This is a genomic window from Neobacillus sp. NPDC093182, assembly GCF_044754045.1.
The window spans coordinates 181,180-192,829 of sequence record NZ_JBIVOI010000008.1 but is presented as its reverse complement, the minus strand read 5'-3'; the positions used below and the strand labels follow the sequence as shown (position 1 = coordinate 192,829).

Genomic DNA, 11,650 nt, shown 5'->3' with positions numbered 1-11,650 from the left:
TTAAACAACCAAAAGCAATTTAGTTTAACAATTTAATACGATTGTAGGTGAAATAATGATTGTGATAGACAGCTATAAAGAAATGATCATTAAAGGCCAAGTCGTTAAAGGACGCCAGGTTGACAGGAAAATAGGATTTCCTACTGCAAACCTAGGAGTAAGTTCAAATGTAGAATCTTTTCTTCAAAGAGGTGTTTATGGGGTAAATGTCTATCACGGGAATTTTTCATATAATGGGGTAATGAACATTGGTGTGAGGCCAACTTTTAAAGATAAAAGGCCATCTGTCTCCTGTGAAGTCAAAAAACAACTGAATAAATTTTGGCAGAAGGAGATTGAGATCAATGAAAAGGCAGTCTAATAGAGCTTTTCAAAGAAATGTAGGTGATTTAGGTGAATAGCCAAGAAGTTGTAATTGTAGATGCTGTAAGAACACCGATTGGACGTTACAAGGGAGCACTACAGTCGATACGTCCAGATGATTTAGGAGCTATTGTTATTCAAGCATTGTTAAAGCGTAATCCTAGAGTGCCAATAAAAAAGATCGAGGAAGTCGTATTTGGAAACGCCAATGGTGCAGGTGAGGAAAATAGAAATGTAGCAAGAATGTCGGCATTATTAGCTGGATTACCTATAGAAGTAGGAGGCACAACCTTAAACCGTTTATGTGGATCTGGAATGGATGCCGTTCATTATGCAGCACGTTCTATTTTGGCAGGGGATGGGGAAATTTTTATTGCCGGTGGAACAGAGAGTATGACCAGGGCACCATTCGTCATGGGTAAACCGGAAATAGAATATCCAAGGGGAAATATGGAGTTACAGGACACAACTATTGGCTGGCGCTTCGTGAATCCTAAATTCCAGGAAATGTACGGCACAGATTCGATGCCGCAAACAGCTGAGAATGTTGCACAACGATTCGGAATCTCAAGAGAAGAACAAGATCAATTTGCTTATGATAGTCAATTAAAAACGAAACAGGCTATTGAATCAGGACGGTTCACCTGTGAACTTATTCCTGTCACATACAAAGAAAAAAAAGGAAATGAAATAGTTGTAGATACGGATGAACATCCAAGGACCGATACAAGTTTAGATCAACTAGCTAAACTGCGTCCCTTATTAAAAGGAGGCACCGTAACAGCTGGGAATGCTTCAGGGGTGAATGATGGTGCGTCGGCATTATTGTTAATGAGCTCTGAAAAAGCTAAACAATTAGGGATTACTCCACTTGTTCGTTACCGTGCATCGGGCACAGCAGGACTTGAGCCTTCCATCATGGGGTTGGGACCTATCTATGCTTCAAAAAAAGCCTTGAATCGTGCAGGCTTAACAAGCGCTGACATTGATCTAGCGGAAATTAATGAAGCATTTGCTTCTCAAGCGATTGAATCAATCAGGCAGTTGGAGCTAGACCCTAGTAAGGTAAATGTTAACGGGGGTGCCATTGCCTTAGGGCATCCTCTTGGTGCAAGTGGAGCAAGAATTTTAACTACTCTTATACATGAAATGAAAAAAAGAAATGCAAGGTACGGATTAGCCTCTATGTGTATCGGTGTTGGACAGGGCATTGCGACAGTTGTAGAAAATATAGATAAAGAATGGTGGGAGAAACTAGTATGAAGCTTCTGGGTATATCGGGGACAATTGCAGGATCAAAAACAGCAGTAGTGGTAAGTAAAGTACTTGAGGAAGTACAAAGTAGATATCCAGAAGTGGAAGTAGAGTTGCGTGACCTAAAGCAATTTGATGTCCAATTTTGTGATGGTCGTGACCCAATATTGCAAGGAGGAGTTATATGAATTTGCTATCTGGAAAAAATGTGGTGGTTACCGGTGGGAGCGAGGGGATTGGTAAAGAAATTGCTTTGAAACTAGCAGAAAGTGGTGCTAATGTCCTGATCACTTATCGAACTCAACATAGTAAAGCTGAAAAAGTAAAAAAACTCGTTGAAAAAATGGGGAGACAATGCTTTGTATATCAAATGGACGTTCAAAATGAAAGCGATATCCACGAACTTTCTTCTTACACAAAGGCTGTATTTGGCAAAGTGGATGTGTTAATTAATAACGCGGGGGTTTATACGTATAATACTGCTCTTGAAACAAGCAGTGAACAATGGGATTTGAATGTCAATGTTAATCTCAAAGGAACATTTTTAGTTAGTCGGATTTTTGCAAAAGACTTCTTTGTTCCTCAGAACAAAGGCCGTATAGTCAACATGTCTTCATTTGTAGGCATTACTCCTGTTCCGTTTCTGGTTGCCTATAATGTTGCCAAAGCAGGGATTATTCATTTGACGAAGCAATTAGCAATGGAATGGGGAAAATATAATATCGAAGTGGTCTCTGTTTCACCGGGTTATGTTGAAACTGAAGCAATGCTTGCGGCAATCGAACGAGGAGATGCGGACGGTCCTTCCATTCTTCGAAATAGTCCTGCCGGTCGGTTGGCAAAACCTGGTGAAGTGGCTAACTTATTTACCTACTTAGCTTCTGATAAGGCTAGCTATATATCTGGAAGTAATATTTCGATCGATGGTGCCTATTCAACAGGTATTCGTTTTACAAAATTAGTAGAAAACGAAATTGTTGTAGAATAAGGAGACATAAAAAACTGAAGAAATTATGTGATTAATATTCAGAATTTTTTGAAATAAAAAGGGGGATAAAAAGTGAATAAATTTGGCTTTGAAAAAGAGATGAGTAGAAGGAGCTTTATAGGTTCATCATTAAAAACAACATTAGCACTAGGCGTATTGGCTGGTTCAGGTGGTTTACTAGCTGCTTGTAGTAATATAGCTTCTACCACTTCCAAAAATAATAGTAGTGGGGGAAAGGGAAAGAATGGATTAATCCATGGAACGATTTCAAATCAGACATTTAATCTAGAAAACACTTACTTTTCAGTGTTTGATAATTCGGTGAAGGAAGCAGCTGCTGCACTAGGGATTTCACATATGTTTCAGCAGCACAATGGAGATAGTGCACTTCAACTTTCTCAAGTTGATCAATTATCAACAAACCAAGGAAAAGGGATTATCACGTATGCACCGACTGCTGGTGTTGTTCCAACATTTGCTCAAGCATGTCAGAATAAACAATTATACATGGTTAATATCTGGAATACACCTGCTTGGTTTACACCATTAAACGTTGGTGATTACTATGTTCAATATAGTGAATATGATGGAAGACGAATGGGCTATGATATTGCCGTTGCGCTATTTAAGAAAATTGGAGGTAAAGGAACGGTTCTTCACATCCCAGGATTTCCAGGAACAAGTTCAGATGACGGGCGAACCTTTGGAATTAAAAAAGCTTTAAAAGAATACCCAGATATAAAAATTATTACTGGTCAACCAGGAAACTGGAACCGAATTGATTCCAAAAAGGCAATGGAAGATTTACTTGTTAGCGCAAATAGCTTTGATGGGGTTATTGGGCAAAATGATGATCAAACACAAGGAATTCTACAAGCTTTAAAAGAGAGAAAGGTTAATGTGCCAGTGGTTAGTATGGACGGAACTCCAGAAGGGTTGAAATCAGTTATCAACGGAGATGTTCTTTGTACAAGTGCGATGGTTACAACACATGAAGGCGGGAATGCGTTAGTTCAAATATTTGATGCAATGAATGGCTGGAAGCCAAGTGTACCTGAAAGGATGATGTTCCATGATCCGGTTTTTGTTACTAAAGATAACGCACAACAGGTTTACGATAAAATGTATGGCGGCAAGACAACCGGGTTTGATTGGGTAAAAATGTCTCGGACATTAACTCCTAATAACTGGGACCCTCAGCTAGGTATGTCACCAATTGATGTTTGGGAATATTGGAATGGTAAAAAAGTAAATTCAGGTATGGGTTTACCTTCTGAATATAAAACGGCTAAATCAAAAGGCGAATGGAAAAGAGTCACTGAACTTTATCAAAAACAATATAAGAAAAAATTTATATAGAAACTTGTGAAAATTTAAAAGGAGGATTTCAAATGGCAAATATTGGAGTACCAGGGCTTATAATAATTCTTGTTTTAGCACTATTGGTTTTTGGTCCTAATAAATTACCGCAGTTAGGAAGAGCAGTAGGTACAACATTATCGGAATTTAGAAGATCAACTCAAGATGTAATTAACGAAGTGACTGAGCCGCTTAAAGATGAAAAGGATGTTGCTCAAGAGAAAGATGGTAAGAATACTTTGGTAAATATGGTAAAGAAAAACTAAAAGATTTGCAGCAGGTTTATGCTCTCGGTGTTTAAGTTATTGGAGGGATTACTGATGAGAAGAGTTCTTCTAAGTGCTAAAGAAATTGACAAAAGTTATGGGACAACTAAAGTTTTAGAAAATGTTAGTTTTGAATTATATGAGAATGAAATATTAGGCCTTGTTGGGGAAAACGGGGCCGGAAAGTCTACTTTGTTAAAAATTCTTTCCGGTGTCATTTCACCAGATTCCGGCCAAATTCAGTGTGAGGGTGAAACGGTTAAGTTCTCAAACACACTAGATGCTACAAATCATGGAGTAGGCATGGTGTTTCAGGAACAGAATTTAATTCCAACAATCCCTGTTTTTGAAAATATGTTTTTAGGCCGGCAGCCTACTCGTGTTCTCGATAATAAAAAAATAATGATTAACAAATGTAAAGAAGTGTTTGAAATGCTAGGAATTGATGTAGACCCAACAGTGTTGACTGGAAATTTACCAATAGGTATTAGACAATTCCTGGAAATAGGTAAAGCTTTTATGCAAACCAAAGTAATTAACGGCAGGCGAGTTATTTTATTGGATGAACCTTCAGAGGCCCTTTCTAAAAATCAACTAGAGTTATTTATGAACATAATAAAAAATAACAAAAGCCATACATCTTTTATTTTCGTTTCCCATCGATTAAATGAAACAATTGAGTTATGCGATCGATTGATCGCGATGAAAGATGGCAAGGTTGTTACTTCAATGTCGGTCACTCAAGAGACAACGGAAGATGATCTTCACCAATTAATGGTAGGGCGTAAAAGAGATTCCGAATTTTATCAAGAAAATTTGCAGAGGACTCCAAATGAGGAAGTAGTTTTAAGTTTAAAGAATGTAACTTTAAAGGGTGTATTTGAAAATATCTCCTTGGATTTAAAAGAAGGAGAAATAATTGGCTTAGCGGGAATGCTTGGTTCAGGCCGTTCGGAATTGAGTCGAGTTATGGCGGGAGTAATTAAACCGGAAAGCGGTAAGGTTTTTTTTCTTCAAAGAGACACTTCAAAAGACACCCTTCCTCAAATGATTAAAAAAGGAATGTGCTTTGTTCCACCTGAAAGAAAAGAGGAGGGTGTAATTTTACCTCATTCTGTAAACTGGAATTTCTCGCTTGTTACACCATTCGTCTATAAATCTAGTCGGATTTTAAACTTAGCTGGTGAACGAGAACGAACAGGTGAATATATTAAGAAAATTGGAGTTAAGACAAAAAGTATTGAAACATTAACAGAAAATTTGAGTGGTGGAAATCAACAAAAAATTGTAATAGGCAAATGGTTAATCCGAAATGATATTCGAGTGGTTGTAGTTGAAGAGCCAACAAGGGGAATTGATGTTGGGGCTAAACAGGAAATATACAAATTATTTCGTGAGCTAACAAATAATGGTGTTTCCATTGTTGTTAGCACTGAAAATTTGTTGGAGTTAATTGGTCTCTGCAATCGAATCTTTGCAATGAAGGATGGAGAAATTAAAGCAGTTGTCAAAGCCCCGCCTGATAACAAACCGCATGAAGTTGATATTGTAAAACATATGGTATAGGAGGAAAAAAGATGAATACAGTTAAACAGGTATTGCCATTACCCTGGAGGACAGATCGAACAAATTTAAAAGGGGTTTTTCTTCCAATAATAACATTAGCTATTTTAATGATGGTGTTTACTTTCTTGAATGAAAACTTTTTATCCTCTAACAATCTATCGAACCTACTAAGAGAGATGTCAATATTATTAGTTGTTGCCTTAGCTGGTACAATTGTTATTTTAATTGGATCAATTGACCTATCTGTTGGAGCTATTGTGACATTGAGTGGAACCATTTCGGCCTTTACAATACCATCATTGGGAGTTGGCGCTGTTGGAGTAGCCATGCTTGTTGGCTTGGTTGCCGGTTTAATAAATGGAGTAGTTTTTACAGCATTCAGAATCCCTTCCTTTCTTGTCACGCTGGGAATGTTATCTGCTTTTACGGGTTTATCGAATTTTATATCAAATGGGAGACCAATTCTGTTTTCTAATGCCCAATTTAGTAGTTTATCTCAAGGAATGTTAATTCCAGGGATTCCAAACCTATTTTTATTTTCGATTATCTGTTTTATCGTGATGGTATTTATTACTTCAAGAACTGTATTTGGACGTAATGTTTTTGCTGTTGGCGGCGGAGAAAAGGTCGCTGAACTATCTGGAATAAAAGTAAAACGATTAAAAGTGCTTGTATTCATGATTTCAGGGGTGCTTTGTGGCCTGGCAGGCGCATTACTGACTGCTAGAATTGGTGCAGGAACACCAAGAGCGGGGGATCCTTATCTACTTGACTCTATCGCAGCAGCCGTGATTGGAGGAACCGCACTTTCAGGAGGGATTGGTGGACCTCATAAAACAATTATTGGTGTATTGGTTATCACCGTGTTATCTAATGGGATGAATATAACAGGGATACACCCATATATTCAGGATATGATAAAAGGAATTGTTGTAATCGCAGCTGTAGCAGCTACGATTGATCGTTCGAAATTTTCACTTACGAAGTGAAGTATTATGCTAACTTAGTAAAATCGTGATTGGGGAATCAATACTGGTACTATTCTAAGTGAAAAAATATCATTAAGAGACGTTACAAATGAGTCATATTTTACGGTTATTTTCACTGAATGATAAAATAGCTCTGGAAACCAATGATGAAGAATGGCGTAAAATGATGGCAGTTAACTTAGATGGTGCGTTTTTTATGTCTCGGGAATTTGGAAAGATTATGAGTGAGCAAAAGAATGGGACAACCATAAGCGTTGCTTCCATTGCTGGTTTAAAGGTAGTTCGTCCGGAACATCATATCGGATATGATGTTCCAAAAGCGGGAATTGTTCAGTTAACAAGAGTATTAGCTTCGAAACTTGCTGAGAAAAACATCCGAGTAAATGCGGTTTCTCCAGGTTATACCATACATCTATTTTAGAAGGTGTAGGCGCATCAAATCCTGAAATAATAGAAACTTGGAAGTCTCAATCTCCACAACAGCGATTACTTGATCCTGATGAAATTGCGAATGTAATTGGATTTCTTGCATCGAATGCAGCAAGTGCAATTACTGGTCAACTTTATCTGTAGTTGGAGGATATAGTATTTGATAGATTAGAGAGATTTTAAAAATTATTATATGGATGCTAGCAATAAGTAATTTTATTTGAGAGGAAGGAAAGTATGGCACGTTTAAGTGGAAAAGTGGCGATTATAACAGGTGCAGCAAATGGAATGGGCAAGGCGGTAGCACAGCTTTTTGCAAAAGAAAAAGCAATTGTTGCAGTTACAGATATTAATGAAGAGTTGGGATCTCAAACAGTTTTTGAAATTGAACAAGCAGGAGGAAAGGCTAAGTTTTGGAAGCTGAATGTTGCTATTGAAAAAGAAGTAGAGACGGTATTTAAAGAAGTTTATGAGTCTTTTGGTAAAATAGATATTTTAATTAACAATGCAGGAATTACCGGTGTGGATAAACCTACTCATGAAGTAGATGAAGAGGAATGGGATAAAGTTTTCTCAGTTGATGTGAAAGGTGTATATTTTGGAACAAAACATGCAATTCCATATATGAAAGAAAATAAACAGGGTAGCATCGTAAACTTCTCTTCAATTTATGGATTGGTTGGGTCTCATGAATTAGCTCCTTATCATGCTGCAAAAGGAGCAGTAACAATAATGACAAAAAAAGATGCTGTAACGTATGGGAAAGATAACATTCGTGTAAATTCCGTTCACCCTGGAACAATCATGACTTCACTTGTGAAGGAACTAGGATCCAGGATGGAAGGAGGTCTTTCGGCATATGAGAAACTTATGGCGAGTAAGCACCCAATTGGACATGCAGGGGAGCCGGAAGACGTTGCATATGGGGTGCTATTTTTGGCATCAGATGAAGCAAAATTTGTTACAGGTTCACAACTAGTCATTGATGGCGGGTATACGGCGCAATAATAAAAAGAGCTTCGTAGATAAATTCTTATTAATAAATTATTTTAAAACTAAATTCTAATAACCATTATTATATAAAAAGCTAAAACCAGCCAATTGGGGTTAAAAATCATACAGGCTGTTGGGTATGTCGACAGCCTGTGCCTTAAAGAAATTCTGGATGTATATTAATTCTCAAAATTAATCAAGAAAGGTGGGGTAAATTTGAATAAAAAAAGAAGTAAATTTCATTGAACATTTAGAGGAATTACGCAAAAGAATCATAATTACTGGTTTAGCTTTTGTCATTTTTCTCGGTATAGGGCTTATCTATGTAAAAAATATTTATCTTTTTTTTATGGGCGATACTCATAATAAGTTGCTCGTTTTAGGGCCAAGGGATGTTGTTAAGGTGTATTTTCAACTATCTTCTATTATTGCTGTTGCAGGTACAATACCTATTGCTTCTTGGCAATTTGGTTATATGTAAAACCTGGTTTGTATCCCCACGAAAGGAAGCTGGCATTAGCGTACATATCTGCTTTGTTTCTTCGTAAAAAAAAATGATAAATACTTTTGGGGCAAATATCCACACTCTTTTAAAAGATGGATTCTTTATGTCCTCTACAATGGGAGAGTATGCAACTAACAAAATAAAAGAAGTTATTTCTTCAATTAATGATTGTAATATTGAAGATGTGACTGAGGAACAAAAAAATGAGTTGCTATATATTATTAATTCTATCGGTGAGCCATTGATACAAAATAGAATTATGAAAATGTTTAATGATAAATTTCTACTAAACTATACTGAAAGGGAAGTTGAGAAAATATGAAGAACCTAGAAAGATTTCAGACACAATTGAAGTTTTAATGAAACAAATAGAAAAACTCCAAATACATGTAAATGAATTAGAGGCAAAGCAAAATGATAAAGATTAAAATTGATAATATTAAGGAATCAATTCAAGCTGAACATATTAAAGACATCCGAAAGCGATGAAGAAAGCAGATTGGTTAAAAAGCAAAGTCATTCACGATGGGCATATTTCGATTCTAGGCACAAGACGCGAAGCATACACTAGCATTTCTTGGGAGACAAGTGATGGATTTGTTTATCACTTTTCTTATAAAGGTCCGATTAAAGAAGCAGTAAAAATTGTCGATCGTCTAAAATATGTTAGATGATAAGAAAGGTATTTGTAATCACCGTCTGCTTTAATTGAAGAGATTTCATTTTATAAAATTTACCATAAATAATATCGCCAATATTCCTCATCCTATAAAGGATAAATATAATTGGAGGTACTTATATGGCGCAATTAAGAGATATCATGACATCAAATGTTGTTACAGTTAACGCAACACAGACGGTACAGGAAGCTGCCGCATTAATGAGCGAATATAATATCGGGGCTATTCCAGTAGTAAATAACAACAGAGAAATAGTTGGAATTGTAACAGACCGTGATATTACCCTTCGAACGACTGCACAGGGAGAAAATCCACAAACACCAGTATCTGAAGTCATGACAGCACAGAAAATTGTACAAGGTACACCTGATATGGATGTGCATCAAGCAGCAGATTTAATGGCACAGCAGCAAATTCGCCGATTACCGGTAACCGAAAATGGACAAATAGTAGGAATGGTTGCTCTAGGTGATTTAGCAGTACAAAATCAATATGCAAACGAGGCAGAACAGGCATTACAAAGTATTTCAACTCCTTCTGCACCTCAACAATAAACGGGGTTTATTCAGCGCAATGGTAAATCGCGTATAAAAAATAAAAAAATACGAATAACAAAAAGCCCTTCAGGTTTAGAAGGGCTTTTGTGTTATTGGATATACTTATGACAAGAGACAGGGGTTTAAGATTTACTATTATTGGAAAACTACCTGTAAGGTAGGTGTTCGGTTATGGTAGCAATCGTTCTCTCTATATCATGGATAATTGCGGCCATGAAATTTGGAGATCGTGATTGGAGTAAATATTATCCCTCTATGTTATTTGCTGCACTAGGGAATGCACTGTATGAAATTCTTTGTTATAAATATCAACTGTGGAGTATGGAACCGAATGGGGTTGTTTACTCCATAATCCCCATGTTGTTGCTTATATTAGTTGGTATGCCATTATCAACATGGGTGTTTTTATCGAAATACCCATATAAATCGAGTATTAACAAGAAGGGAATCTATGTTTCAGTTTTCACCTTAGTATTCATTGTTTTAGAGTATGTATCTGTAAAACTAGGCGCAATTTCTTATCATAATGGCTGGAATCTCGGATGGTCGCTATTATTTGTGATGGTCATGTTTATTGTCATTAGATTACATTTTACTAGACCTATTCTTGCACTACTCATTTCAATTCCTTTTACCCTGTTATTATGCATGATATTCGAAGTTACGTTAGATAAAATGAAGTAAAGACACGGAAAGGAACAAAAGCAACTTACATAGAGAAGTTGCTTCTGTTTTATTAGTCGATTATTTATTTTACTGGGCCCTTAGTTGTAAAGTAGGATTCTCCTAGAATTTCCTTTACTTGATATTGAGCTGGTGAAAGTTCTTTTTCAACAAAAGCGTTAATATCCAATTGTTCAAGATCGTACATGACTTCAATTTCTTTTGAAAATAATAGTTTTTCTTTTTCAAGTAAGCTTGAAAGAGAAGGTAGTGGTTTTGGCTGGAGTTCTTCCTTGTTTAGAACCTGCTTTAATCCGTCCACATAATATTCAAACGGACGTCCCCCAACCATTTTTACCCCTTTATTTTCTTCATTAATCATAATAATTGTTGGAAATCCTCGAACACCAAGGCTTCTTGCAAGACCAAAATCTTCATTTAATAATTGTTGTCCTGCAGGCTGTTCCGCTTCTTTCACAATCGCATCTCCATCAAGACCGAGTGTATTTACGATTTCAATCATTACGGATGGATCCGCAATATTTTGGTTAAATGCGAAAAGGGCTTCTCTAGAACGTCTTAAATATTCATAGGCCATTGCAGCATTATGATTTTTTTGAATCACTTTATATACACGGGAAGGCGGATAGGATGATTGAACGGGATTGTCAATCATGAGGGACCCATCAATTGGCATACGGGAATAAACCCCTACTTCCCTCCAGTGAGGGACAACGTCAGCAGGTCCATAAATGCCGTTTGCGGGATCAACAGGACCGTCGCCCCATTTCTCCAGCAATCCACCCATAACCGGATGAAAATTAAAATAGTGTCCATACTGCTCTTTAAAACGACGCAGAACCGGTTCAATTGCCCAGCAATGAGAGCAAATGGGATCCGTTACATAATAAACTTCAATCGATTTTTTTGGTGCATTAAAATCTACCATTTCCATTTCTTCTTCTCCAGCTGTTCCACATACACCTGTTTCCAAATCACAAATCATACTATTATTCATCAATTGTTATTCACTCCTCC

General features: G+C 36.8%; 16 protein-coding genes and 1 pseudogene. 16 read left to right on the top strand and 1 reads right to left on the bottom strand.

The genetic code is table 11. The annotated features are described in order from the left end of the window. The first annotated feature begins 55 nt into the window (after positions 1-55). The 16 genes and pseudogenes from ACIQAA_RS16245 to ACIQAA_RS16170 all read left to right on the top strand — a co-directional run bounded on the left by ACIQAA_RS16245 (position 56) and on the right by ACIQAA_RS16170 (position 10,633). Positions 56-361, top strand: coding sequence for a riboflavin kinase (locus ACIQAA_RS16245; RefSeq protein ID WP_402621449.1), 306 nt, complete (start codon positions 56-58; stop codon positions 359-361). Between the two features lie 32 nt (positions 362-393). After that, positions 394-1,626 carry an acetyl-CoA C-acyltransferase gene (locus tag ACIQAA_RS16240; RefSeq protein ID WP_402621447.1) on the top strand — a complete coding sequence of 411 codons (1,233 nt, stop codon included), beginning with the start codon at positions 394-396 and terminating at the stop codon, positions 1,624-1,626. Continuing rightward, a pseudogene (locus tag ACIQAA_RS16235) lies at positions 1,623-1,781 on the top strand (NAD(P)H-dependent oxidoreductase); the annotation flags it as partial. The gene ACIQAA_RS16240 and the pseudogene ACIQAA_RS16235, both read left to right, overlap by 4 nt. A gap of 20 nt (positions 1,782-1,801) precedes the next feature. Beyond that, positions 1,802-2,605 (top strand): SDR family NAD(P)-dependent oxidoreductase, encoded by an 804-nt coding sequence (locus tag ACIQAA_RS16230; RefSeq protein ID WP_402621445.1) that lies wholly within the window; start codon positions 1,802-1,804, stop codon positions 2,603-2,605. Between the two features lie 72 nt (positions 2,606-2,677). Next, the gene (locus tag ACIQAA_RS16225) at positions 2,678-3,964 is read left to right on the top strand and encodes a sugar ABC transporter substrate-binding protein (protein WP_402621443.1); all 1,287 of its coding nucleotides are present in this window, start codon (positions 2,678-2,680) and stop codon (positions 3,962-3,964) included. 32 nt (positions 3,965-3,996) lie between these two features. Further along, positions 3,997-4,230 (top strand): twin-arginine translocase TatA/TatE family subunit, encoded by a 234-nt coding sequence (tatA, locus tag ACIQAA_RS16220; protein ID WP_402621442.1) that lies wholly within the window; start codon positions 3,997-3,999, stop codon positions 4,228-4,230. A gap of 54 nt (positions 4,231-4,284) precedes the next feature. Then, complete coding sequence (locus ACIQAA_RS16215; RefSeq protein ID WP_402621440.1) at positions 4,285-5,796, top strand: sugar ABC transporter ATP-binding protein; 1,512 nt, start codon at positions 4,285-4,287, stop codon at positions 5,794-5,796. A gap of 11 nt (positions 5,797-5,807) precedes the next feature. After that, positions 5,808-6,785: an ABC transporter permease gene (locus ACIQAA_RS16210; protein WP_402621438.1), complete on the top strand. Its 978-nt coding sequence runs from the start codon at positions 5,808-5,810 to the stop codon at positions 6,783-6,785. Between the two features lie 88 nt (positions 6,786-6,873). Beyond that, complete coding sequence (locus ACIQAA_RS16205) at positions 6,874-7,206, top strand: SDR family NAD(P)-dependent oxidoreductase (RefSeq protein ID WP_402621436.1); 333 nt, start codon at positions 6,874-6,876, stop codon at positions 7,204-7,206. After that, entirely contained in the window at positions 7,200-7,358 is a 159-nt protein-coding gene (locus ACIQAA_RS16200; protein WP_402621598.1) for an SDR family oxidoreductase, read from the top strand. The genes ACIQAA_RS16205 and ACIQAA_RS16200 overlap by 7 nt, the downstream gene beginning before the upstream one ends. Positions 7,359-7,451: 93 nt before the next feature. Then, a complete protein-coding gene (locus tag ACIQAA_RS16195; RefSeq protein WP_402621434.1) occupies positions 7,452-8,222 on the top strand; it encodes an SDR family NAD(P)-dependent oxidoreductase in 771 nt (256 codons plus the stop codon). A gap of 205 nt (positions 8,223-8,427) precedes the next feature. Next, complete coding sequence (locus tag ACIQAA_RS16190) at positions 8,428-8,688, top strand: twin-arginine translocase subunit TatC (protein ID WP_402621596.1); 261 nt, start codon at positions 8,428-8,430, stop codon at positions 8,686-8,688. A gap of 127 nt (positions 8,689-8,815) precedes the next feature. Then, positions 8,816-9,034, top strand: a complete 219-nt coding sequence (locus ACIQAA_RS16185) for a hypothetical protein (protein WP_402621432.1) — start codon at positions 8,816-8,818, stop codon at positions 9,032-9,034. 163 nt (positions 9,035-9,197) lie between these two features. Then, entirely contained in the window at positions 9,198-9,386 is a 189-nt protein-coding gene (locus tag ACIQAA_RS16180) for a hypothetical protein (RefSeq protein WP_402621431.1), read from the top strand. A gap of 125 nt (positions 9,387-9,511) precedes the next feature. Then, positions 9,512-9,946, top strand: coding sequence for a CBS domain-containing protein (locus ACIQAA_RS16175; RefSeq protein ID WP_402621429.1), 435 nt, complete (start codon positions 9,512-9,514; stop codon positions 9,944-9,946). Positions 9,947-10,120: 174 nt separating this feature from the next. Continuing rightward, positions 10,121-10,633, top strand: a complete 513-nt coding sequence (locus tag ACIQAA_RS16170; protein ID WP_402621427.1) for a CBO0543 family protein — start codon at positions 10,121-10,123, stop codon at positions 10,631-10,633. A gap of 64 nt (positions 10,634-10,697) precedes the next feature. Here ACIQAA_RS16170 and ACIQAA_RS16165 read toward each other — a convergent pair whose 3' ends face one another. Next, positions 10,698-11,630 carry a DsbA family protein gene (locus tag ACIQAA_RS16165; protein ID WP_402621595.1) on the bottom strand — a complete coding sequence of 311 codons (933 nt, stop codon included), beginning with the start codon at positions 11,628-11,630 and terminating at the stop codon, positions 10,698-10,700. Positions 11,631-11,650: the final 20 nt, after the last annotated feature.